The following is a 24,647-nucleotide window of genomic DNA, read 5'->3' on the forward strand; positions in this document are numbered from 1 at the left end:
CGTGGGTCCGGTAGGCACTAGGCTGCCGTTCTCGCTGCGGCCTCGATCTCGATCACGCCCAGAACGTCAGATTCCTTCATGATCAGGAGATCCTCGCCATTGAGCTTGATCTCAGTGCCCGACCATTTGCCAAAGAGAATGCGATCACCGATTTTCACATCGAGGGCTCGCAGCTGCCCGCTGTCGTCGCGCGCGCCAGCGCCGGCGGCAACGACCTCGCCCTCCTGTGGTTTTTCCTGCGCCGTGTCTGGGATGATGATGCCGCCGACCGTTTTTTCCTCGGCCTTGATGCGGCGAACCAGGATACGGTCATGCAAGGGACGGAATGTCATATAACTCTCCTCATAGACAAACAGATTTTTGAAGAGGTCCTCCGCGCCGCATCCGAAGCGAATCCAACGCGAGGCGCCCGATCCTTTCGGCATCGCGCGCAAATCGATCTGGTTTCTAAGCTTTCGAGTTTCAAGAGGGCGGCACGAATTTTTTAGCACTCGCCACTGTAGAGTGCTACCGGCATGAATTCATAGAGCTAATCGCGTGCATGCGGTTTGAATGCTCAGATTAACAACCCTCGTCCGGGCCCCTCATGGACGAGGCCCGGGGCAACCGCCTCCCCTCTAGACGCCACTCGATTTGATACACGTCATTTTGGCCGACCGCCAAATGGGGTCGAAGCAGGGAGCGCCGAGCTTCTTCGCGCTCCCTCGTATCTATGTTGCTCTGTGGAGGATGTAGCTATGAGACAGATCTCGACCTTTCGCCCTTCTACCGGTCAAGCATCGGCTTCGACCGCACCTTCGACCTGCTCGAAAACGCCAGTCTCAACGCTGACGATTCGCCGCCTATAACATCGTCAAGCTTGGCGAAAATGCATACCGCACCCCATCGCGGTGGCGATTTTTGCCGATGACGAACTGACGGTCAGGGTTTCGTCAGTTGCAGGGGATATGTTCGATGCTAGAGCGCGCACAATTGCGCAAAACTGACGATCCGCATGCTGATTGTGGCGAGTTACGTCTCGTCGGCGCAGCCCAAGGAGCTCCGCTCTGACGCGCGGAAGTCGTTCAGGCTGCAGCGGCACCGCGTTCCAAACTGTGTAATCCGCGCTTCCTCGTTGCATGGGAGACGGATTGTGACAGGAGTCGACGGGCGGGCGAATGCGCCCAGCGGACTAAGGCAACCACTGGTCCCGTGCTGAATCGGATATTGCGATGGAAAAGATGGCTCGACGTTCAGTTCGGTCATGCAGGGTCCGCGTTCTGAAAATCGAGACTCAGGAACCTCCTCCGCTCAAGGCCCCCTGCCCGACCGCCGCACGTCACACGATCGCTCCGCTATCTGTCAGTTGCATAGTGATATGCCAAAACTGAATTTCCCTAGTGTCGAGAAAAAAGAGAGTATCAACGTCAGTGTCATCGCACAGGCGCGAGATCTTTGTTCTCCTAACAGAAAGGGAGCCTTATGGATTCCAATCGGATAGATGGTACCGGATCGCTAGCCTTCAAGCCGGGGTACGTCGGCAGACCGGATGATAAACTATTCAGGCAAGCTGTGAATGAAACCAGGTCATCGACTGCCGCGCCTGTATCGACAAACGCTCCGATTTGGAGCTCGAGCGCTCCATACGGAGACTTTTCACACGGTGGCTATTCTTGGAACAACGACATATATGGGGGTAAGGCCGCTGGGCCTCAGACGATTTCGGTTCATGCAGACAACCAGTGGAGCGTGTGGTCGAACCAGCCTAATACTGATGGCATCAAGAGCTACCCCCATCAGGCTTTCAATGTCGGGAAACCACTCAGTTCAATCAATACTCTGACGTCGAGCTTCAATCAGGATGTTCCTGTTGGCGGCGCGTGGAACACCGCCTACGACATCTGGGACGGCTCACAGCAGAATGAGATAATGCTCTGGACAAACTACACCGGAAATCCAGACGGCAGCGGCAACGTTAAGCCCATCTCATATCATTATGACGCTTCCGGGGCGTCGATTCCGATCTACCGCAATGTCAATGTAGGCGGAGCGACTTGGAACGTGTTCGAAGGCTATAATGGCCACAAGGTCATCTCACTGCTTTGCACTTCCAAGACCAATAACGGGACGGTGGACATCAAGAGTATCCTGGATTGGCTCAAGTCGAAGGGCCACTTTGGCGACATAAACGTCGGCAGCGTTCAATACGGCGCCGAGATTACCGCGTCCCCTGGAGGGAAGAACTTCAATTTCAAGGGCTGCTCGGTGACCTCGACGTGATACATCCACGGCGGAAGACCCTATCCGCCCTCAATTCCTCAGTATTTCGGGACAATCGTCCGAAGTTGATTTCGCTGAGCCCGCCCCGAAAAGGAGTTGGCCAGCACCTGTTCGCCTCTGGAGTGACGAGCGGCGCAGGTTGCGGATGTATGCCATATACGATAGATTAAAGAGTAGCATTATTGATATTTGACACTCAAAATGGCGAGAGCGATCTCAGCTTGATCGTCCATGAAAGGCCGCCTCCTCACATTCGCGCGCCACAGTACCAGTGACCCCCGACCTGCCGGAGCGTATCACTCCATTGTTCGGAAATGCACCGCGCCGTCGCGCGGATCATCCGACGGGCGTATGTTTAGGCAATCTCGAAGAGCTGGCGCGCTTCGAGGGCCAGCCGGATGGACAAGCCGGGTGAGGCCCCAGCGTGGCGACCTCACCGCGTTCGATCAGAGGCTGGTCGTGGACCGACGTGAACTTGGCAAGCCAAAGCGCTGCTCGCGTTAACGATCGAAATGCTGACCCGGTCCTCTTAAATAGTTTGTAATGAGCGGCAGCGCAGTGCTCTCGAAAATTGTGGGCGCCAATAACACATGAGAGAAGTGTCCCTTTTGCTCTTGTGAAAGTCGTCCCTGCTGGAACTCGACGGCCGAGACTTCGCGTAATGGCGCGCGATGGCTAGCTTGCCTGGCCCCCGCACTTCATTCGGACCTCCTCTAAAGCGAAAGTGAAAGGCGAAGGTTGTGGCGCAACATCTCATTCTCCGGTTCTATCTTGAGAGCTTGCCGATACAGTGCTTGTGCTGCGTCATGCCGCCCCTGAACATCCAAGACAACCGCCTTCGCGTTCAGCGCACGCAAACTACCTGGAGCTCCAAGCAAAAGCCTATCAAGCACGTCAAGCGCCTCATCTGGGCGTTTCTGGGCCAGCAAAACCTTTGTAAGACCGATGGCCGCATCGATGTTGTCCGGATGCTGCTTCAGATTATCCCGTAAAACGCGCTCGTTAGCATCCTGGTCGACTGCGCGTAAAATGCGTTCGCGCATGGCCGGATCGATCTGCTTGGCGCCGAGCAGCTCTGGCGGCGGCGTCTCCCTCACCGAAAGAACTGGGCCGCCGCTGGCACAGCCCACGAGAGGCAGGATGGCGACTGCTGCAAAGAGAACCGAAGGCAGACGAATTGAACGCAACGGCGCCGCGACTGTATTCTCACGTGAATTTATGCTCTCATCCTTCATAGACTGTGCCTCTCAGCTGTCCGCAACGCCCATGTTGCTATGTTCTTCTGACGCTCCATCATTCGATTCCGCCGTGAGCTTGACCAATCCAGCCGGCTGAATCGTGAAGTCGGATGCGAGGTCCTGATAAGACAGCACAGGTAGGTCGATTCCGTTGCGAGTGAGAAAACCACGGACGAAGCGTCGGATATCGGCCGACGCCAATACGACAGGGCGCTTTTCACCCGGGACAACGTCTGACTGAGCCTGACGCATTTGTGCCAGCAGCATGTCGCTTTGCCGATCCTCGAGTACGAGGTTAGGGCCGGAAGCAGACTCGCGTATAGCACTGCGTATCACACCCTCAGCCTCACGTTCGATGATCAAGGCGAGCACCATTCCGTCGGCGCTGGCATAATGGTGGCAGATTTGGCGCTTCATGCCAGAACGAACATGTTCTGTGAGCAGGGTGACGTTCTGCTCACGTTCGCTCCATTCGGCCAATGCCTCCAAGACGAGGCGAGTGTTGCGGATCGGGATGCCGTCATCCAACAGCCGGCGCAACACATCGGCAATCCGGGGGATCGGCGTCGTTCGTAGCACCTCCTTCACCAGATCGGCATAATCCGGCTCCATACGGCCCAGCAATTGGCGGGTCTCTTGGATGCCCACTAAGCGCGGTGCATAGCGAGTCAGCGTCGCATGGACGCGCAACGCGAGGAATTCGCTGGACTGATGATGCCTGATCCCCGCGGCGTCGAGAGCCGAAGCATGGCTTTTTTCGGCCCAAATTCCATCCGTTTCTGGGTCATGCCGAAAGGGGATGCCGCTCAACTGAATGCTCGCCAGATCACCGGTGAGTATTAGCTGCGTGGGATCAATGAAATCCTGTTCGACCGGCACGCCCTCGACATCTATCCTGAACTGCGACTCGGGCAGTTCCTGGTCGACTGCGACGGGGATGTGGGGCACGATGATGCCGAGATCAACTGAGACCCGCTCCGAAACGCGTGTAATGTGCCGTTGCAATTCCGCTTGGTCGATCGCATGTGCAACGCTCGGCGCCAAGAACAAGGCGATCGGACGTGCCTCCGCGGGCACGGTTTGCTTTTGAAGCTGTGCTGGCGCTGTAGTGGCTGTGACATTGTCGGGGCCTTGCACGTCACCGTTGACAATGCTTGCTGTGGCGAACACTGCGGCCAACACAAAAAAAACGGGCAGAGGGAAACCAGGAACAAACCCCATCATGACCAAGACGCAGGCCGCCAACCGCAACGCTCGCGTACTGGCTATGAGCTGCCTGACTATGTCAGTTCCAAGATTGACCTTAGCCCCACTTACGCGAGTAACGATGGTCGCTGCTGTAATTGAGAGCAGCAGCGCAGGAATCTGCGAGATTAACGCATCACCTATTGTCAGCAGCGTATACTGCTGCAGCACCTCGCCAAAGGACATCCCCTTCGAAAGCAGGCCTATGGAAATCCCGCCTACCATGTTGACGCAGATAACCATCAGTCCGGCGATGGAATCTCCCTTCACAAATTTCATGGCACCGTCCATGGCGCCATAAAGTTGGCTCTCTCTCTCCAACAGAGCGCGTCGCCTGCGAGATTCGTTCTGATCTATATGGCCGTTGCGGAGATCCGCGTCGATCGCCATTTGCTTGCCCGGCAGCGCGTCGAGGGTGAAGCGCGCCGCCACTTCGGCTACGCGTTCTGCGCCCTTTGCGAGGACCATGAACTGTACCATGGTCACGACGAGAAATATAACAAAGCCCACGACGATGTTGCCTGAAATTACGAAATCACCGAAGGTGTGGATGATGCTGCCGGCCTCCCCTTCGGCCAGGATCATTCGCGTCGTTGCGACGGTGAGCGCAAGACGGAATACCGTGGAGATTAGAATGACTCCGGGCAAGGACGAAAAATCTAGTGGCGTGCTGACGTACAGAGCAACCATCAGCAGCAGTATGGCCAAGCCCAGATTGAATCCGATCAAGGTGTCGATCACCATGAGCGGGACCGGCATGATCATCATGCCTATTGCCAGAAGCAGCGCTATCGCGACCATAATGTCCGGATTGGCTGGCACGCGCGCGATGAAATTTCGCAGTACATTGGCCATGGAGGCCCTCTTATGATGGTTTAATATACGCTGTGCGCTTTATCCATTCTGGATGGCCTGCCCGAAGGGAATGGCTTCGCATAACCGGTGGAGAAGGCGTGAAGGCTGGTTATCCACAATCATCATTGCATCGTCGCCAACGCCAAGTCAGCGCTCCGCGGCGTGGACACCTTGAGGGTTCTCGTGGGCAGGGATCGAGAGGCCAAAACTTTCTACGTTCTGTCGAATGCGAGCATAGGCGAGAGTGTGTCATCGATAGAGCTAATGGCGCCAGTGATTTGATCTCCTTGCCACGGGTATCCATTTCCGTTCGACACTCACCTGTCTGCCGCTCGGATGCACTTCGCACAACCGTCCGCAATGATTCGATCGAGATAGACTGCAGATGCGTGCTCAACATCAATCTGGGCGAACGCTGTTGATCTTCATCCTATTCCATTGACGGCGCTCGGTCGCTAACGTCACAGAATTCTCCTAATATGACAACCTGGACTAGTAGTGGAGAGCAGCAAGGCTGCCATTTCGGCTCAACAGCACACGACCGTCCTCGATCCGACTGACGGTCCACCCACTGTCCAAAAGGGCCCCGACAAAGTATTTCTGACCACTGATCAGAAGATAAGGCAGCGGGCCGCGCCAAACAGCTTCAATGGCGATTGAGGATGGCGCCTTCTCATCTTTAACGAGCACTTCATTCACCAGAATTTGCGCGCCTTTCGTTCGATGATCGAACCACTGCTGAACCTTCTGCCAACTAGTGACTGATGCAGATGGGACGGTGCCCTTAGCCGACACAACACCATTCGCGTAGCCAACTTTAATGTTGACCAGGCCCGCTCTGTCCGCCTCCTCTTGCAACGCCTTGGCCGCTGCCTGGGGCGTCTGATTGAAGGAACGATTGAGGGCCAACTCGGATCTCAATTCGGCGCCAGGCGAACGAGGTCTCGATTCATCTGCGCTTCCGTAGTAGAATAAAACAAGTGCTCCGATCCCTAGAGAGCCGAGTATTACAATAGCGAGGATTGAGATCGGAAAGCCAAGCATGCCCATCGGACCAGCTCGCGACGCATCCTGTACCGACCAGCGAATGGACATCATGCCTACGTGAATGACGGCAGGATGAGGGACAACGACGCTCTCGCCAACCTCAATAGCTCTGCCGCCCTCTAAACCAACCCGGCCCGCATGGGCCTTAATCTCGATCGAATTGTTGAGAAGCGATATACGAAAATGGTCCGGCTCAAGTCCTTGCTCGATGAAGATTAAGTCGGCATCGAGACCACTACCAATTAAGTTCACTCCCGGAGCCGCCTCACCGGTCATTCCGGAATAGAGTCCCGATAGCACTTCGAAATGAAGGGAAACGGCGTCACTCACGAATGATTTCCTAAACAAGGAGGGAAGCCGCACGGCAATTGCCGTACGGCTATTTCGACTTCCCATGGCAATCAGGTGGCGCGAGCGGGGTAACTCCACGCCACGTTCGCGATATTATTGGACGCGTTCGTCCGCCGCTTTTTTTATTGTCTGGAGATTGGTCGATACAGTGCGCAGTTCGATACTCCTCGCCGTAGCCTCCGCGCTAACAGCAGTTAGCTCAGCGATTTGATGCTGGAACGCGGCGGCCCCAACCCCTTTGGCCGCAACGTCTGCTGCAGCCGCAACACCAGTACCGGCGGCCGAACCAATAGTACCAACTTTGGACATATCGTTTCCTTTCCGTTCTAGTTGTGCCGTTATCAACGGCCTACGTATCCAGACGCCGGTGATCCGACGTCAGGCATCATCTTCCGTTTCGTCCATAGCGTCGTCGACCTCAGCCATGGCGTCGCTCACAATTTGGACTGCTATCGAACTGAGAACACGCTCGAAAGCTTCGCTTTGAGTCACAGCTTGCGAGTTCTCACGAGAAGTGGGAGGACTAGCTTGCAGACCACTCCCACCAACCGACCGTCCACCGCCAGAGTGATCTGCGGACGCGTGGTGCCGCTCAGTGGTATTCCCATGACCCGCGCGGACCACGGAAACAGCGAGGTTGTCAAATTCAGATCCAATTGCTCCGACCATCGGGTACTCCGGCGTTTTCTTTCCAGTTCCGGCAACACGCGGTGGCCGTGTGGGAAGCGACGCCTTCAGACTATAAACGTGAGCTTTCGAGAAGCTGACAAGTCTTGAGAAAGTGCGACTGTTATCGCGATTACTAACTTTGGTGCCGAGCATGTCCATCATTCCAGCCTTCTATTGACTCTGGTCAGTTCGCAGATGAAGCAGGATCTCGTCGCCAAACGTGTTCACGACTTGATGGAACAAGACGTCTATCGCTACGGAGATCCTTGAGACCGCCTCTGCCGCGGATCGGACCCCTGGCGGCAGCATCTGGACCGATTTCTGATCGCCAAGCCAACCCGTCGCGCGAGCGGCTGACGCTGATCCGGATTTACGAAGAGATCCGGTCGCTCGGCTATGAGGGCAGGTACGATGCCTTCGACGCCATGTGGTACCTGGACAAAGAACCACGACACCGTAATCACGGAGATCTGTGTGCCGCTACTACGCACCGGGCGAGGCCTATCGGTTCGACTGGAGCCACGAGTTCATCTTATCAACGGCGTGACAGCGAAGGTAAGGTCACCCATGTCCGGCTCTGCCACTGCCGGATGCTGTTCGTACGGGCCGATATGCGCGAGAGCCAATTGACCTACCGCGATACACCTAATTTGGTTAGATCGGGCTTTCTAACATCACTCAACGAATTGAAGAAATTGATCATATTGCGGAATGGATGCATTAGTGATGCGTCTCAAGCACCGTGATGCGAGTGCGTCGCGTAGACGGCGGCGCGCCATATGAGGAAATCCGGTGGAGCAAGCACTACAGGCGCTGTCCGCGGACGACGTGTATTTCAGCGGCGGAACGCCGACCATCATGCAGCAAGCGGAGTTTCTCCCCTGATAGAACTTCTGCGCGCCGCTCTCTTTGTTCAAGAAAGCGGCGAACGGTCGCGGTCGAAATCGACCCGCACACGTCTACGACGGAAATGGGCGAAGCCTAAGAACGCAGCCGAAATGAAGCCTGCGAGGCTCGCAATCCAGGTTTCGATCCCCTTTTTCCAAAAGGTGCGCGCATTTCGAGGTATGGCATGTGACACCTTCTATCCGGTTTTGTCGGATCCGCTACACAGGCTCGTTTAGCCAATCTCCTAGTGTTCTGAGGCCAACTTGCGGAGAAGTAACCGCTAAGTCTTTTCAGCAGCCCCGCGACCCGAGTTGGCACGAATCTTGAAGTCTTTTGTAAAGGCGGCCGAAGCTGCCGAGCTGAGGCTGCAGCTAGCGCCGAGGATTGGACAAAGTGAGGAAATAACATGTCTGATCCGCTTCAGACTTCCCACGCACAGGCAGGCCGGCAGGTCAACAACCTCCCGAAAGGGACGCAAGAAGGAAGAGTTAAGTGAAGCGCGCGGCACTTACAGGTGTAAGGGTACTCGACTTGTCGCGGCTCGTCGCCGGCAATATGGCGACGTTGCAACTGGCTGATTTCGGTGCCGACGTCATCAAGGTGGAACAGCCGGAGGTCGGAGACCCGCTGCGTCAATGGCGAAAAGGCAATCTCGATCTCTGGTGGCGCGAATACGGGCGAAACAAAAGAAGCCTCGCACTAAATATCAAGACGCAGCGCGGGCAGGAACTGCTTCTGTCACTGGTCGGGCGGGCCGACATTCTCGTGGAGAACTTTGTTCCCGGCAAACTGGAAGATCTCGGTTTGCCGCATAGCCGCTTTCTCATCGAGAACTCCCGGCTTGTAATCCTGAGCATCAGTGCGTGGGGGCAGGATGGTCCGTATCGTAATCGTCCGGGATTCGGCACGCTCGTGGAAGCGATGAGCGGTTTTGCATCCATGCTCGGTTTCGCTGATCGTCCACCCACGCTGCCCCCCATTCCCATGGCTGACATGATCACCGGGATTTATGGTGCCTTCGCTGCCCTTGCGGCTCTTCGGCACCGCGACGAGACCGGCGAAGGCCAAGTCATTGACCTTTCTCTGCTCGAAGCCATCTATTCGGTGCTTGGGCCGGTGGCCGCGGAGTACGAAAGCACAGGCCGCTATCCGAAGCGGAACGGGAACCGCTCTCCGAACTCGTCACCTCGCAACACCTATCCGACATTGGACAGGAAATGGATCGCGCTTTCCGCGTCCACGCCGAAAACGGCGGAGAAGCTTTTTCAACTGACAGGGCTTGGCGATCTTCTTGGCGACGAGCGCTTTGCAACCAATGAAGCACGTGTCCGCAATGGCGACGAGACCGATCGGATCGTCGCCGATGCACTTGGCAAATTCACGTTGGACGAACTGATGCGCCGGTTTGAGGAGGCTGGCGTTGCGGGCGCGCCGGTTTATGAGATCTCGGATTTCGTGACGGATCCACATGTGAAGGCCCGAGGCATTCTGGCCGAGTTCGACGATCCAGAACTGGGGACCTACAGGATGCACGCTCCGCTTCCGCGCATGAGCGCGACGCCGGGCCGGATTCGCACGCAGGGCCCACGGCTTGGAGAGCACAGTGCTGCAATTCTGGAGGAGAGTCTTGGTTTAACGCGGCAGGAAATCTTGTCGCTCGCCAAAGAAGGAGTCATCGACCAGTGACCAGCGGACCGTCCACCAATCCCCACCGCTGGCCGACTGCGATTACTGCCTTCGACGAAGATCAGATCCTGATCCGCGGTAGGAATGTCGTCGACTTGATGGGGACTCGAGATTTCGGCGCTGTCGCCTTTCTCCTGCTGACCGGTCGGCAACCCACGCCGGGAGAGTCCGCGGTGTGGAACGCGATCATGATCGCGTCGTCCGATCACGGGCCGACATCGCCTTCAACTTTTGCGGCAAGGGTCATAGCCAGCGGAAATCGTCGCGCGCCGGAAGCGGCGGTCGGAGGCGGCATCCTTGCAATCGGCGATGCGCACGGCGGCGCCGGTGAGGAGGCCATGGTTTTTCTCCAGGAGGGATTGTCCCTGGCGCGACGGTCCGGCGGCAGCCTGCGGAAGGCGGCCGAAGAGGTCGTGTGGAACCACAAAAGCGCGGGGCGCCGCATGGCGGGCCTCGGGCATCGCTTCCATGTCGTCGATCCGCGAACCGACCGCCTCTGGTCTTTGTCGCAGTCGTTCGGTCTCTCGGGGGACGGCATCGCACTAATGAGAGAAATTGCGACAGTCCTCAGTGAAGCGGTCGGACGGCCAATGCCCGTCAATGTGGACGGGGCGATCGCGGCGACCCTGACCGACATGGGATTGGCGCCCCCTATTGCGCGCATGGTGTTCATTCTGGGACGGACTGCGGGCATTTCGGCCCATGTGCTTGAGGAACTCGCACGAGAGAAGCCGATGCGCTTCCGCTTCGGTTTCCGGTATGACGGCCCCTCGGCGGAGCAGAACTTCAGCGGCAAGCGACAGGAGACAGGGGTTGCGGCAATCGTTGTCCACGACAAAAAGGACGCGATGTCGTAACCATATTCGAAGCAGGCACCGCATATGCCGACATCGGGAGCGGCCGATGCGGCGGCAAGGGGCAAGATGTAGCGCAAACTCATGCCTACCGGGGCAGGCCAATCCCGCTCTCTTGTGCTGGCGTCCTAGGCCCGGTGCCGGATCTTCCACGATCAACCCGCAGGGGGTCCGTGAGCCAAGCTACGGCCGCTATCGGCTTTCGCCTTCGCGGTGATCGCGCCCGGTACCGGGCCTTTTGAGGAGCCATCGAGCGGGAATTGGCCCGCTCCCGATGGAGCCTCTCAAATGTCGCACGATCTTTCTCTCGCTCGATCCCACGCTTTTCAGCTTTCCCGCGACCTGATGGTCCCGGTCACCGTCTTCGAAGTGGACGGCGAATACGGCGTCCTGCCCTCAGACGAAATCGACGCCTCCGACGATCTTGAGATCCTGCATGAATTCTTTCCCTGGGCGGCTCACTGAGCCGCCCTCAGCGTTGGCGGTTGCCGCTTGCGAGCCGGCGGCGGCAAGGGAAGCCACGCCGCGGCTGGGGTGGCATGCATTGTTGAATCCGACAGTTGCATGTCCGCGCCCTTGCAGCCTTTGCTCTTCGCGGCGGTCCGGATCGGGCCCGCGATACTCACGGGAAGGAAAAAAGATGAGAGGCCGATCGCGAGCGATCGGGAGAAATATGAAAAGAGAAGATATCGAGCAATTGCGAGAGCGCGTCACTTGTTCGGCAGTGCTGGAGACGTCGGGCTTTGCCATTGATGTCAGGGAAAGCACTCGCCGGGCGGTAAAGTTTCGCCGCGGTTCGCAGATCGTCATTGTGACGCATGAAGGCCGTGGCTGGTTCGACCCCCTCAGCGACAGCAAGGGCGACATCTTTTCGCTGGTTGCGCACCTCGACGGAGTCGGGTTCGTCGAAGGCGTGGAGCGGATCGCTGCGCTTGTCAGCTTTCAGCCGTCAGAATCCGCATGGCGCAAGCTGCCGCCGCACCGGACGATTGTTACGTCGAGCGCCGATCGGTGGGCACCGCGGAAAAGCCCTGTCCCAGGTTCGGGGGTGTGGCGGTACTTAAGATGGGAACGCTCATTGCCTGCCGCGACCATTCGGCGCGCGATCAGCCAGGGTGTTCTACGCGAGGGGCCTTACGGCAGCATGTGGGCGGCACATACCGACGAAACCGGCAACGTAACGGGTTGGGAAGAGCGAGGCCCCGACTGGCGCGGCTTCGCAACCGGCGGAGCCAAGGTTCTCTTTCGCCTTGGGTCCTCCCAGGCTTCACGGCTGTGCGTGACGGAGGCTGCGATCGACGCGATGAGCCTTGCAGCCATCGAAGGGATGCGAGAGGGCACACTCTATCTCAGTACGGGTGGCGGCTGGTCGCCGATGACGGAAGCCGCCCTGCGCATGCTCACTGTCCGGCCGGCAGTTCAACTTGTTGCTGCCACCGACGCGAATTCGCAGGGGGACGCCTATGCACAACGACTTCGGGTCGTGGCCGAAGAGATGGGTTGCGATTGGCTGCGCTTGCGGCCGCCAGTGGACGACTGGAATGACGTGCTGAAGCAGCGGGAGAACGAAAAAAGAAAGAGAAAGGAAGGACGAGACGTGCCGCATGCCCGATCGGCGCGTCAAGGGTGAAGCTTCGCCCGACAGAGCCGGCCCTTGACCCGCCGATGCGGGATCGCGGCGGCCCGGGAGGTGTCATGAAGGACTGAAGAGGATGGCAAGGTCGCGAGGGCCACGCACCCGCTTCACGCAACACCGAAGGAGTAGCAGATGACCTCTTCCACCTCCATCCGCAAGGTTTTCCAGGGCGCAGCAAGCCGCCAACAGATGTTCCGCATGTTTGATCGCCATGCGCAGCGCCCGCACCGCTGGGACGGCGATCCCTCGGCACTCTATGCCAGGGAGTGGTTCGAAATCGGCGAGGCGGAACATGACTACATGTTCGAGATCCTCCCGCCACTCTGGGTCCGCGGTTCCATGTTCGCCATGCGCGAATTCCTCATCGGTTCGGTGACGAGCATCTTCTTTGCGCTGCGGATCGACGGCGTCGTCCGCCATTTCCACGGCTATTGCGACCTCTCCGATCGCTCGTCGGTCGAGAAGATGCGGCTCGCCATCATCGAACGCGAGAGCCGCCCCGCACGGTCCATGACTCGCGATGAGCGGCTTGAGCACATCTGGAGCACGACCGCGGATGACTATCGCGGCTATGCCGGCGCGCGCTGGCCCGAACCTTCACGCGGCCGACGGACCGTGATGCTCTACGGCGGCAACGAAGGGAGCTTTCTGAAGCTCCTCGAAGACCTGACCGACGACGAGATCGCTGCAAAGCTGCCGGTGCATCTGCGTCACCTTCCCTCGCCCATCGCCGCTTGAGCGGCGGTCCGGCGTCACCTCTCCCACCTACCCGCATCCGTACGCCCGAGCGCCGGCGAACGCCGGACGACGACGCCCGTCAGCAGGAGATATTCCATGAGCAATGAGCCCTTCACCCTCGACATGTTCGGTTCGAGCGCACTGTCCTCCGGCCTCGGCCTCGGCGTGACCGCTTTCGGCGGTTTCGCACCGGAGGCGGCGAATGACGACGAGCCGGACCCGACGCCGCCAGCACCCGCCCCTGCCGTGGCGATACCAAGCCGCCCGCAGCGGCATGGGCAGCGCGCGAACTTCTATCTCGACGGCGACCGCGACCTCGCCGCATCGTGGAAGGAGCGCGCCCGCATCAACGTGGCCGCGATCCTCCTCGCCGCCGGGATCGAGAAGCAGGATCGACCGGCCACACGGCAAGAACAGGCACGGCTGATCCGTTTCACTGGTTTCGGCGCCGGCGATCTTGCCAACGGCATGTTTCGCCGACCGGGCGAGATTGATTTCCGCGATGGCTGGGATGAGCTCGGAGGCGCACTGGAAACCGCGGTGCCGGAAGCGGACTATGCCTCGCTCGCTCGCTGCACCCAGTATGCGCACTTCACGCCGGAGTTCATCATCCGGGCGATGTGGGCCGGCCTCCAACGCCTCGGCTGGCGCGGCGGCCGGGTGCTGGAGCCAGGCATCGGCACCGGACTGTTTCCGGCGCTGATGCCGGAAACATTGCGCGATCAGAGCTTCTTTACCGGCATTGAGCTCGACCCCGTTACGGCGAGGATCGTCAGGCTTTTGCAACCGAAGGCGAGGATCGTCAATGGCGACTTCGCCCGCGTCGAGCTGTCCCCGATCTACGATCTTGCCATCGGCAATCCGCCTTTCTCTGATCGAACGGTGCGCTCGGACCGAGCCTATCGGTCGCTCGGACTTCGCCTGCACGACTATTTTGTTGCCCGTTCTATCGATCTTCTAAAGCCGGGCGCGCTTGCTGCTTTCGCTACCACTTCCGGCACGATGGATAAGGCTGATGCAACCGCACGCGAATACATCGCCAAGTCGGCCGACCTGATCGCTGCCATTCGTCTGCCCGAAGGCAGCTTCCGGCGCGACGCCGGCACGGATGTCGTCGTCGACATCCTCTTCTTCCGCAAGCGCATCGCCGGTGAACCGACAAGCGACCTCTCCTGGCTCGATCTGGAAGAAATACTCCCCGCGACTGCCGATGAAGGGCCGATCAGGATCAATCGCTGGCTCGCCCGGCATCCGGACTTCGTTCTCGGCCAGCATGCCCTGACATCCGGACCCTTCGGCGAGACCTACACCTGCATTGCTCCGAAGGATCAGGATCTCGAAGCCACACTGAACGCCGCGATCGATCTGCTGCCGGAGGGCAGCTATGACGGCGAGCCGACGCCAATCAACATCGACATGGAACCTGAACTCGCCGAGATCGTCGATCTCAAGCCCGACAATGCCAGGATCCGCGAGGGCAGCTTTTTCATCGATGTCAAGCGTGGCCTGATGCAGATGATTGATGGCACACCCGTCGCGGTGACGGTCCGTAAGGGCCGTAGCGGCGAAGGGCTGCCCGAAAAGCACGTCCGGATCATCACCAAGCTGATCCCAATCCGTGACGCGGTGCGCGAAATCTTGAAAGCGCAGGAGGCAGATCGACCATGGCGCGATCTCCAGGTTCGGCTGCGCATTGCCTGGTCGAGCTTTGTCCGCGACTTTGGTCCCATCAACCACACGACGGTCTCGATCAGTGACGACCCCGAGACGGGCGAGGTCCGCGAGACGCATCGCCGGCCGAACCTGCAGCCGTTCCTGGACGATCCCGATTGCTGGCTGGTCGCCTCAATCGAGGATTACGATCTCGAGACCGACACGGCCAAGCCCGGTCCGATCTTCTCGGAGCGGGTGATCGCGCCCCCTGCCCCGCCGGTCATTACCTCCGCTGCCGATGCTTTGGCCGTCGTGCTCAACGAGCGCGGCCGCGTCGACATAGAGCACATTGCCGAGCTTCTGCACGTCGATACGGAGAAGGTGGTCGACGACCTTGCCGACGCGATCTTTCGCGATCCGGCGGATGGATCCTGGCAGACGTCGGACTCCTATCTCTCCGGTGCGGTTCGCACCAAGCTGACGACCGCGGAAGCCGCCGCTGCGCTGGACCCGGCCTTCGAGCGCAACGTGCGTGCCCTCAAGCAAGTCCAGCCCGCCGATTTGCGTCCATCTGACATCACCGCCCGCCTCGGTGCGCCGTGGATCCCGACTTCTGACGTCGTTACCTTCGTCAAGGAAACGATGGGCGCCGACATCAGCATCCACCACATGCCTGAGCTCGGCTCATGGACCGTGGGGGCGCGGCAACTTGGGCTTAGCGCCGTCGGCACCTCCGAATGGGGCACCAGCCGCCGGCATGCCGGCGAACTGCTTGCCGATGCGCTGAACAGCCGCGTGCCGCAGATTTTTGACGTCTTCAAAGGCGTCGACGGAGAGCGGCGCGTGCTCAACGTCGTCGATACGGAAGCCGCGCGCGACAAACTTCAGCGGATCAAGGAAGCGTTCCAGAACTGGGTCTGGACGGATCCGGATCGCACCGACCGCTTGGCGCGAGTCTATAACGACAGGTTCAACAATATCGCGCCCAGACAATTCGACGGCTCCCATCTCAAGCTACCCGGCGCCTCTGGCGCCTTTATTCTTTATGGGCATCAAAGGCGGGGCATCTGGCGGATCATCTCGTCCGGCTCGACCTACCTTGCTCATGCCGTCGGCGCGGGCAAGACGATGACCATGGCGGCGGCCATCATGGAGCAGCGCCGGCTCGGGCTGATCGCCAAGGCGATGCTCGTCGTACCCAGGCATTGCCTGGCTCAGGCCGCCCGCGAATTCCTGGCACTCTATCCGAACGCTCGCCTCCTTGTCGCCGACGAGACCAATTTCACGAAGGACAAACGTGCCCGCTTCCTGTCCCGCGCGGCGACAGCCACCTGGGATGCGATCATCATCACGCATTCGGCGTTCCGCTTTATCGCCGTGCCGTCGGCCTTCGAGCGTCAAATGATCCAGGTTGAGCTTGAGCTCTATGAGGATCTGCTGACCAAGGTCGACAATGAGGACCGCGTGTCGCGCAAGCGGCTCGAGCGGTTGAAGGAGGGCCTGAAGGAGCGCCTCGAAGCGCTTTCGACCCGAAAGGACGATCTGCTGACGATTTCCGAGATCGGCGTTGACCAGATCGTCGTCGACGAGGCACAGGAATTTCGGAAGCTGTCCTTCGCCACCAACATGTCGACGTTGAAGGGCATCGACCCAAACGGGTCGCAGCGCGCCTGGGATCTCTACGCCAAATCCAGGTTTATCGAAACGAAAAATCCGGGCCGGGCGCTGGTGCTCGCCTCGGGCACGCCGATCACCAACACGCTCGGCGAAATGTTCTCGGTCCAACGGATGCTCGGCCACGAGGCTTTGCGCGAGCGCGGCCTGCATGAGTTCGATGCCTGGGCGTCGACCTTCGGCGACACGACCACCGAACTGGAGATCCAGCCGTCAGGCAAGTACAAGCCGGTGAGCCGTTTCGCGAGCTTCGTCAACGTCCCGGAACTGATCGCCATGTTCCGCTCTTTCGCGGACGTCGTCATGCCGGAAGATCTTCGCCGATATGTGAAGGTGCCGGCGATCTCGACCGGCCGGCGCCAGATCCTGACGGCTAAGCCGACCCAGGCCTTCAGGAGCTACCAGACGATTCTCGACGCCCGCATCAAGGCGATCGAGAAGCGTGAGGGGCCGGCCAAGCCGGGCGACGACATCCTACTCTCCGTCATCACCGACGGTCGGCATGCGGCGATCGATCTGCGCCTGGTCGATCCCGACAGCGACAACGAACCGGACAACAAGCTCAATCTGCTCGTCGATAATGCCTTCCGCATCTGGCAGGAGACCGGCGAACACGCCTATGTCCGGCCGGACGGCAAGCCCTTCGATTTGCCCGGCGCCGCCCAGATGATCTTTTCCGATCTCGGCACGATCAATGTCGAGAAATCGCGCGGCTTCTCGGCCTATCGCTGGATCCGCGACGAACTGATCCGCCTCGGCGTGCCGGCGGCGGAGATTGCCTTCATGCAGGACTACAAGAAGACCGAGGCGAAGCAGCGTCTTTTCGGCGACGTTCGCGCCGGCAAGGTCCGTTTCCTGATCGGCTCGTCGGAAACGATGGGCACCGGCGTCAACGCGCAGCTCCGATTGAAGGCACTGCATCATCTCGACGTCCCGTGGTTGCCGTCGCAGATCGAGCAGCGCGAAGGTCGGATCGTCCGCCAGGGTAACCAGCATGACGAGGTCGATATCTTCGCCTATGCAACGCAAGGCTCGCTCGATGCCTCGATGTGGCAGAACAACGAGCGCAAAGCCCGCTTCATCGCCGCGGCGCTCTCCGGCGACACCTCGATCCGGCGGCTCGAAGACCTTGGTGAGGGTGCCGCAAATCAGTTCGCCATGGCAAAGGCGATCGCATCGGGCGATGAGCGCCTGATGCAGAAGGCGGGGCTCGAGGCCGACATCGCTCGGCTGGAACGTTTGCGCGCCGCCCATGACGACGACCTGTTCGCGGTGCGGCGGCAGATCCGTGATGCCGAGCGCGACATCGAAATCTCGACCCGGCGCATCGGCGACGTCGGCAAGGACATCGAGCGCCTCGTCCCCACTGCCGCTGACGCCTTCGCGATGACTGTGGCGGACCAGCACTACGACGAGCGCAAAGTAGCCGGTCGAGGCCTGATGAAGGAAATCCTCATGCTTGTCCAGCTTCAGAAGGAAGGCGCGGTCCCCATCGCATCGATCGGCGGCTTCGATCTCGTCTTTGAGGGAGAGCGCTTCGGCAAGGCAGACAACTATCATTATCAGACGGTGCTACAGCGCACTGGCGCGACGCAGGAGATCGATCTCGCCGTCACCGTCACGCCGCTCCGCGCCATCGCCCGGCTTGAACACGCGCTGAACGGCTTCGAGGAGGAGAGGGAGCACCATCGCCAACGACTGGAGGAAGCGCGTCGGCGGCTCTCTTCCTATCGGTCGCGCGAGGGCGGTAGCTTCGCCTTCGCCGGCGAATTGGCAGAAAAGCGCCGCCGGCTCCGCGAGGTCGACGAAGCTCTTGCGGCGGCGGCACGTGACGATCACGAAGTGATGCAAAAGGCCGCATTATACGAAAGCCGTTGCAAGGGGTGATTTGCGAGCAACGCAGCATTTGCATAGCTGCTTTGCACAATAAATGTTTTCCATCCGGTCAAAAAATGAGCATAGTGCTTGCAGCTGATGCACATGGCGGTTTTCTCCTCCCAGTACCGCCGCACCAGCTGTTCCCCTCTGGAGGTTTTGACCTTCACACCTTATGGGCCGCGGTTTCCGCTGGCCCTTTTTTCTGTCAAACGACGTATCGGTGTTCGTCCCAGCACACAGCGTCTATCTCTGTATTCCCACGAGGGTCCGACGGGCGCAACGGATCCAGGACGGTTACGGGCCAGTCCTTCAAGAGACCACAGCGAGGCGTTCGATCGCTTGAACCAACCGCTCCCTGGTATCCTCAGGATAGTTCAGGACAGTCACGAGGTCGGAAAGGCTCGGATCCTTCAGGCGGACCCTGTAGATCGCAATGCCGCCTTCAACGCTCTCGCCCATCGCTTTCAAGCCTTCGCAGTGTTCAGAGGCCTCCCGACGGGCGGTCGCCAAGGTCTCGGCAAACGCCAAGACTTCGTCGGTTCCCGGAATGACCTGGTAAGCAAAAATCTCTTTGGCAGCGTGCATCGGCGTCTCCTTGAGCGATGGCACTGTCTACGGCTCGTTTCCGGCGGCGTGAACTAGCAAAAGTATTAGCTGACGGTTTCGGGGAAGAAGAGGAAAAGGAAAAAGAGGAAGCGATCGCGGAGCGGTCCTCGCTGCGCCGCTGACGCTCAACCGCGCCCTCCTCACCCCTGCCAGTCGCCCCGCGCAGGGCTGTTAGCCCCGCTAGTGCTTCGCGGCAGGAATGCTCGTGCGCAGTTGCGCAGGTCCGCCCGCCCCGCGGTCCGGGAAGTGCCTTCGCAAAGGAGTGAAGGCTGGACGAAGCGGCAAGAAGCCGCGTCCCAGAACCCCATAGAAGGAGTTTCCCATGCAGATCATCAAGATCGACCCGCGTGCCCTGAAGGACAATCCCGACGACGCCCGCCGCTCGAAATCTTCGCCGCAAGCCGACGCGCTGCTGCTCGCTACGGTCAAGGCCGTCGGCATTATCCAGCCACCCGTGGTTTCCCCTGAGGTGGATGGCGGCAACGGCTACACCATCCAGGCCGGTCACCGGCGGGTGAAGCAGGCCATCGCCGCTGGACTCAAGGAGATCGAGGTCCTTGTGCGCGAGGCTGCCAACGACAACGGCGCCATGCGCTCGATGGTCGAGAACATCGCCCGCGAACAACTCTTAGGTTCTGCGTCGCAACTGTCCTGTTGGGTTCGTACGACCGTCATGGTTGTGGGCGATATTCGCGGGGCATATCGAGGAAGGCACACAGACGTCCGGGTCAAGCGTTCCCGCAGCGTAGCGAGGACAATGCTTGAGGCGGCGGCGACACCACAAGCTTTTTGATGGGGTGCAGGCGAAGTCCTGCACCCCTGCCACGTGGCGAACGGGAGAGCGCGAGGGGAACCCCTCGCAATCAAAAGAGAAGAGTGCGCCGAAGGCGCTCCGCTCAAGATAACATCCTGTTCGAGAAACTGTCTTCTTTGTTGCTGTGCAGGGCTTTGAGTCTTGGCCGATGTCTTTTGCTGTTTCGAGCGGTCGCGAGCAAAGGGGACAGATCGTGGTGCGGATTATCAAGGCGGCGATGGGTTATGCCGCGATCCCGGCCGGCTTTCCGATCCTGGTGTCGGAACGGATGGCGATCATCGAGCCGGCGTTCGCCTGGCTGATGGAACTGGCGACGATCCCGGGCCGCAGCCACGCGGCGGAAACTATCCGGACTTATGGCGAGCACTTGCATGACTGGTTCGACAGCCTGGAGCAATCTGGTCTCGACTGGCGCGGCGTGAGCGAGGCTGAGATTGCTGCCTGGCGCAATCGCATGCTGTCACAGCCGAGCCCGCATACGAAACGGCCATATGCTCGGTCGACGGTGAACGATCGAGTCCGCACGGTCTGCCGGTTCTATGCGTGGGCGCAGGGCCGCGGATGGATCGAGACCCTGCCGTTCCACTTTGTCGATGTGCGGGTGGGCTCTGGCCGGCGACAATCGTTCCTGGCGCATGTGGATGGGCGTCCGGGTGTCATGGCGGCGAACATCCTGACGGTCGCCGAGCACGAACGTTTGCCGCGACCCTTGCGTGTCGATCAGTTGCGCCGGGTGTTTGCGCATCTGGAGATGCCCTACCGGTTGATGGCGGAATGGGCGCTGGCGACGGGACTGCGGCGCAAGGAGCTCTGCGGCCTGGCTGTCTTCCAGGTTCCGGAGACGGCGCATCTGGATGACGACGATCATCCTCTGATCGGCGTGCCGCTGACGATCACCAAGGGTGACAAGCCGCGCACGATCTACCCGCCGATCCGCCTGGTCGACCGCACGCAGCGCTATATCGACGAGGTTCGCACGCCGCAGGCCCGGGCGTTGCGGCGCCAGCGGCCGGATTATCGGCCGCCCTCCACGCTCTTTCTCAACCTTCAGGGAAACGCCGTCAGCAAGACACGATTGACGGCGGTGTTTGCTGAGGCGTTCCGGGCGGCCGGTGTGACGGGAACCTTGCATTATCTGAGGCACTATCTACCCTGCCGGACTATGTCGGGTAACTAGATTTCGATCAGAGGTATCAAGGATTTATAGATAGCGTGTAGAGATAGTTCGTAGCCCTTCCAGCAATTCAGCTTGGGAAGGGAGCAAACAATGAAGTATCGCATCAATGATCAATTTGCGTTGTCGCGGCCTCCTGAAGGGCCCGTCGCGAGTTATATTATTTCGTTTGCTGAATGGCTCGTTGGTCGGGGCTACAGTCTTGTCTCAACGAGGAACCAGGTGCTTATGGCGGCCGGTTTCAGCAGTTGGCTTTGGCAAAACCGGATTGCTCTAGCTGGCATAAGTGGAGAACACCCAGGACGTTATTTGCGGGAGCGAGCACAATTTCGCCGGCCAAAGCGTGGAGATGACGCCGCTCTCCGACACTTGCTGGATTTTTTGCGAAGTGTCGGTGCCATGCCCGAAGAGGTCAAGGACGAGTATCAGCCGTCGCCGATCGAACTGCATGTGCAGGCATACGAGTCGTATCTGCGAGACGCCCGCGCCCTGAACCGCAAAACAATTGTAAATTACCGGCCAGTCGTCCGGGATTTCCTCAATTTCTGCTTCAGTGATGGTGCTGTTTTGCTCGCAGAGTTGCGCGCTGTCGACGTGACCGACTTTGTTCAAAAGAGAACTTCGCGTTTGAACATAAGACGCGCGAAGATCATGACCACCGCGTTGCGATCATTTCTTTCCTATGCGCGCTATAACGGGGATATCACCTCAGATTTGGCTGCCGCGGTCCCGATCGTCGCCAACTGGAGGCTTTCGTCTATTCCTCGTGCGATCAGCCGTGACGATGTAACCCGGTTGCTTGCCAGCATCGATCGCCAGACACCCATGGGACGCCGCGACTATGCCATGATCCTCATGCTGGCGCGGCTCGGCCTTCGTTCGAGCGAGGTGATCACGCTTGATCTTGACGATATCGATTGGGTCGCCGGGCAGATCCGTGTCCGGGGCAAGAGCAGTCAACGCAATGACTTGCCGTTATCAGCTGATGTTGGTGAGGCTATCGCCGATTACTTACGGAACGGGCGGCCACGAAGTGCCTGCCGCCGTGTCTTTTTGCGCGACAAGGCCCCGATCCGGGGATTCGAGGGTCCGAGTGGGTTTGGATGCGTCATCCGCCGTTGCCTTCGGCGGGCCGATATCAATGCCCCCACAACAGGAGCGCACCAGTTCCGCCACGGCCTCGCTTCAGAGATGCTGCGTGGCGGCGCCTCGCTCGGTGAGATCGGCGAAGTTCTGGGGCACCGTCATATGGAGACAACGGCGATTTACGCCAAGGTTGACCTCAACGCCCTGCGAACATTGGCTGTGGCATGGCCGGGAGAAGTTCAATGAGCGCACTCCGACAGGCTGCCCACGACTATATCGAGATGCGCCGCGGATTGGGGTTCAAGCTACGAGAAGCGGGAAGAGGATTGATCGATTTCGTCAGTTTCTTGGAAGCCAACGATGCCCCATATATCACCATGGAACTGGCCCTCGAATGGGCCCAGCGGCCATCCCATACGCAGCCCTCTCACTGGGCGGCACGGCTGGGTTACGTGCGCGGATTTGCCCGTCATTGGGTCGCCACCGATCCGCGGACACAAATTCCGCCTGACGGGCTGCTGCCTTTTCGCCCGAAGCGGGCGCTACCCTATCTTTACTCCCATGCCGACATCCGGCGTCTTCTGTCCGCCGCACTTGAGATGCCGTGCCGATACACCTGCTGCAAGCTCAGGCCGTTGACATTCTACTGCCTGTTCGGATTGCTAAGCGTTGCTGGCCTGCGCCTCGGCGAAGCCCGGAACCTCAAGCTTTCGGACATCGATTTCGACGCCATGGTGCTGACGATCCGCGGCACGAAGTTCGGAAAGTCCCGTCTCGTGCCCATGCACGCATCAACGTGCGCGGTGCTACAAGATCTGATTAAACGCCGACAACGACATAACTCGGCCCTGGCGGCGTCCCCTTATTTGTTCACATCCTATCGAGGTAATCGCCTCGACGTGGGTGACATTCATCGAACATTTTATGCTCTGTCCCGGCGGATTGGCCTGCGCGGGATCGATGACAGTCACGGCCCGCGTCTGCACGACATGCGGCACGTCTTCGCCACAAATACGCTGTTGCGCTGGTATCAAGCCGAGCAAGATCCAGAGCGGCTTTTGCCCATTTTATCCACCTATCTCGGCCATGCCCACGTGGCCGATACGCAATGGTATCTGAGCGCCTCGCCTGAGCTGATGACAGAGGCGATGCGCCGTCTTGAACGCCGCTGGGAGGATCGGACATGATCAAGTATGCCAGTCTGGCGCCGCTTTTAGAGCGCTTTTTTATTCAACGCCTGATGCAACAGCGTCAGGCAAGCCCCCATACGATCAGTTCCTACAGGGACACGTTTCGGCAGTTGTTGAAGTTCGCCGAACGAACTTTGCATAAGGCGCCGTCTCGCCTGAGCTTCGAGGAGATCGACACCCCGTTGATTACGGCCTTTCTTGATGAGCTTGAGAGCAACCAAGGGATCAGCGTCCGCAGCCGCAACCTACGCCTCACGGCAATTCATTCATTCTTTCGCTACGCGGCCTTCGAGGTACCGGAACATTCCGCTCAAATTCAACGTATTCTTGCCATTCCCAGCAAGCGTTTCACTCGAACGCTCGTCAGCTTCCTGACCCGCCCTGAAGTGGATGCACTGCTGGCCGCACCAGATCGATCGACATGGGCCGGGCGGCGTGATCACGCGTTTCTCCTGGTCGCCGTGCAGACCGGTTTGCGGCTATCGGAGATCACCGGTCTCAAGCGGGACGATCTGTTCTTCGGCGCAGGCGCTCATCTGCGCGTCATCGGCAAAGGGCGCAAGGAAAGATGCACCCCGTTCGCCAAGTCGACAACCGAAGTGTTGAGAAGCTGGCTGAAGGAACCTCAGCGCGGAGAAGAGGGCATCCTGTTTCCCAGCGCCAGAGGCGAGCGGCTCAGCGTTCATGGTGTCCAGTACATCTTGAACAAGCACCGCCAGACTGCTTCTGGCACATGCTCATCGCTGAACGGAAAGCGCGTCACTGTTCATCGCCTGAGGCACACAATGGCCATGGACCTGCTGCAAGCGGGCGTCGACCGCGCCGTGATTGCCTTGTGGCTCGGCCATGAATCGGTCGAGACCACACAAATCTATCTCGAGGCGACATTGGCGATGAAGGAGGCCGCCTTGGCAAAGACCTCCCCATATTCCGGCAAATCATCCCGCTACCGACCTGACGACAATTTGTTGGGGTTCTTGAACAGCCTGTAAATCGGATAGATTATGTCGGGTAGCTTGGGAGATTCTGTAAGAAATATCCTTATTCCTCAGTCATTTACTGTTGAGGAAAAAGCTTCCCGACATAGTCCGGCAGGGTAGATAGTG

At 59.3% G+C, this 24,647-nt stretch carries 18 protein-coding genes and 2 pseudogenes; 13 read left to right on the plus strand and 7 right to left on the minus strand.

What is annotated here, in order from left to right:
• Positions 1-17: 17 nt before the first annotated feature.
• Entirely contained in the window at positions 18-332 is a 315-nt protein-coding gene (locus GHK62_RS32415) for a co-chaperone GroES (RefSeq protein ID WP_153442085.1), read from the minus strand.
• Between the two features lie 380 nt (positions 333-712).
• On the opposite strand from GHK62_RS32415, the pseudogene GHK62_RS35120 reads away from it, so the two are divergent.
• Both GHK62_RS35120 and GHK62_RS32425 read left to right on the plus strand, forming a co-directional pair.
• Positions 713-923, plus strand: a pseudogene (locus GHK62_RS35120) (alpha-crystallin domain-containing protein); the annotation flags it as partial.
• Positions 924-1,461: 538 nt separating this feature from the next.
• Positions 1,462-2,259: a GH12 family glycosyl hydrolase domain-containing protein gene (locus tag GHK62_RS32425; RefSeq protein WP_153443104.1), complete on the plus strand. Its 798-nt coding sequence runs from the start codon at positions 1,462-1,464 to the stop codon at positions 2,257-2,259.
• Positions 2,260-2,972: 713 nt separating this feature from the next.
• On the opposite strand, the gene GHK62_RS32430 is transcribed toward GHK62_RS32425, so the two are convergent.
• The 5 genes from GHK62_RS32430 to GHK62_RS32450 all read right to left on the minus strand — a co-directional run bounded on the left by GHK62_RS32430 (position 2,973) and on the right by GHK62_RS32450 (position 7,826).
• Positions 2,973-3,494, minus strand: a complete 522-nt coding sequence (locus GHK62_RS32430) for a tetratricopeptide repeat protein (protein WP_153443105.1) — start codon at positions 3,492-3,494, stop codon at positions 2,973-2,975.
• A gap of 12 nt (positions 3,495-3,506) precedes the next feature.
• The gene (sctV, locus tag GHK62_RS32435) at positions 3,507-5,597 is read right to left on the minus strand and encodes a type III secretion system export apparatus subunit SctV (RefSeq protein WP_153443107.1); all 2,091 of its coding nucleotides are present in this window, start codon (positions 5,595-5,597) and stop codon (positions 3,507-3,509) included.
• Between the two features lie 492 nt (positions 5,598-6,089).
• Complete coding sequence (locus GHK62_RS32440; protein WP_184108960.1) at positions 6,090-6,974, minus strand: SctD/MshK family protein; 885 nt, start codon at positions 6,972-6,974, stop codon at positions 6,090-6,092.
• Positions 6,975-7,088: 114 nt separating this feature from the next.
• Positions 7,089-7,304, minus strand: a complete 216-nt coding sequence (locus GHK62_RS32445; protein ID WP_153443109.1) for a nodulation protein NopA — start codon at positions 7,302-7,304, stop codon at positions 7,089-7,091.
• A 69-nt stretch (positions 7,305-7,373) separates the two neighbouring features.
• Positions 7,374-7,826, minus strand: coding sequence for a hypothetical protein (locus GHK62_RS32450; protein ID WP_153443111.1), 453 nt, complete (start codon positions 7,824-7,826; stop codon positions 7,374-7,376).
• A 1,218-nt stretch (positions 7,827-9,044) separates the two neighbouring features.
• On the opposite strand from GHK62_RS32450, the gene GHK62_RS32455 reads away from it, so the two are divergent.
• The 6 genes from GHK62_RS32455 (at position 9,045) to GHK62_RS32475 (ending at position 18,680) form a co-directional block, all read left to right on the plus strand.
• Positions 9,045-10,238 (plus strand): CaiB/BaiF CoA transferase family protein, encoded by a 1,194-nt coding sequence (locus tag GHK62_RS32455; protein ID WP_184108962.1) that lies wholly within the window; start codon positions 9,045-9,047, stop codon positions 10,236-10,238.
• On the plus strand, positions 10,235-11,095 hold the full coding sequence (locus GHK62_RS32460; protein WP_153443113.1) for a citryl-CoA lyase: 861 nt from the start codon (positions 10,235-10,237) through the stop codon (positions 11,093-11,095). The genes GHK62_RS32455 and GHK62_RS32460 overlap by 4 nt, the downstream gene beginning before the upstream one ends.
• A 285-nt stretch (positions 11,096-11,380) precedes the next feature.
• Positions 11,381-11,557, plus strand: coding sequence for a hypothetical protein (locus GHK62_RS33790; RefSeq protein ID WP_167528420.1), 177 nt, complete (start codon positions 11,381-11,383; stop codon positions 11,555-11,557).
• A 208-nt stretch (positions 11,558-11,765) separates the two neighbouring features.
• Positions 11,766-12,722, plus strand: a complete 957-nt coding sequence (locus tag GHK62_RS32465) for a DUF3991 domain-containing protein (RefSeq protein WP_167528421.1) — start codon at positions 11,766-11,768, stop codon at positions 12,720-12,722.
• A 138-nt stretch (positions 12,723-12,860) separates the two neighbouring features.
• The gene (locus tag GHK62_RS32470; RefSeq protein ID WP_153443115.1) at positions 12,861-13,466 is read left to right on the plus strand and encodes a DUF1419 domain-containing protein; all 606 of its coding nucleotides are present in this window, start codon (positions 12,861-12,863) and stop codon (positions 13,464-13,466) included.
• Positions 13,467-13,562: 96 nt separating this feature from the next.
• The gene (locus GHK62_RS32475) at positions 13,563-18,680 is read left to right on the plus strand and encodes a DEAD/DEAH box helicase family protein (RefSeq protein WP_153443117.1); all 5,118 of its coding nucleotides are present in this window, start codon (positions 13,563-13,565) and stop codon (positions 18,678-18,680) included.
• Between the two features lie 300 nt (positions 18,681-18,980).
• Here the strand turns inward: GHK62_RS32475 and GHK62_RS32480 are convergent, their stop codons facing one another.
• Positions 18,981-19,256 carry a hypothetical protein gene (locus tag GHK62_RS32480; RefSeq protein ID WP_153443119.1) on the minus strand — a complete coding sequence of 92 codons (276 nt, stop codon included), beginning with the start codon at positions 19,254-19,256 and terminating at the stop codon, positions 18,981-18,983.
• 343 nt (positions 19,257-19,599) lie between these two features.
• Here GHK62_RS32480 and GHK62_RS32485 point away from each other — a divergent pair.
• The 5 genes and pseudogenes from GHK62_RS32485 to GHK62_RS32505 form a co-directional block, all read left to right on the plus strand.
• Positions 19,600-19,905, plus strand: a pseudogene (locus GHK62_RS32485) (ParB N-terminal domain-containing protein); the annotation flags it as partial.
• A 334-nt stretch (positions 19,906-20,239) separates the two neighbouring features.
• On the plus strand, positions 20,240-21,268 hold the full coding sequence (locus GHK62_RS32490; RefSeq protein WP_234887128.1) for a tyrosine-type recombinase/integrase: 1,029 nt from the start codon (positions 20,240-20,242) through the stop codon (positions 21,266-21,268).
• A 90-nt stretch (positions 21,269-21,358) separates the two neighbouring features.
• Positions 21,359-22,597 carry a site-specific integrase gene (locus GHK62_RS32495; RefSeq protein WP_153439766.1) on the plus strand — a complete coding sequence of 413 codons (1,239 nt, stop codon included), beginning with the start codon at positions 21,359-21,361 and terminating at the stop codon, positions 22,595-22,597.
• Positions 22,594-23,538, plus strand: coding sequence for a tyrosine-type recombinase/integrase (locus tag GHK62_RS32500; protein ID WP_153439765.1), 945 nt, complete (start codon positions 22,594-22,596; stop codon positions 23,536-23,538). Before GHK62_RS32495 ends, GHK62_RS32500 begins: the two co-directional genes overlap by 4 nt.
• Positions 23,535-24,533, plus strand: a complete 999-nt coding sequence (locus GHK62_RS32505; protein ID WP_153439764.1) for a site-specific integrase — start codon at positions 23,535-23,537, stop codon at positions 24,531-24,533. The genes GHK62_RS32500 and GHK62_RS32505 overlap by 4 nt, the downstream gene beginning before the upstream one ends.
• Positions 24,534-24,647 lie beyond the last annotated feature (114 nt).

The organism is Sinorhizobium terangae (assembly GCF_009601505.1).
Classification (GTDB): domain Bacteria; phylum Pseudomonadota; class Alphaproteobacteria; order Rhizobiales; family Rhizobiaceae; genus Sinorhizobium; species Sinorhizobium terangae.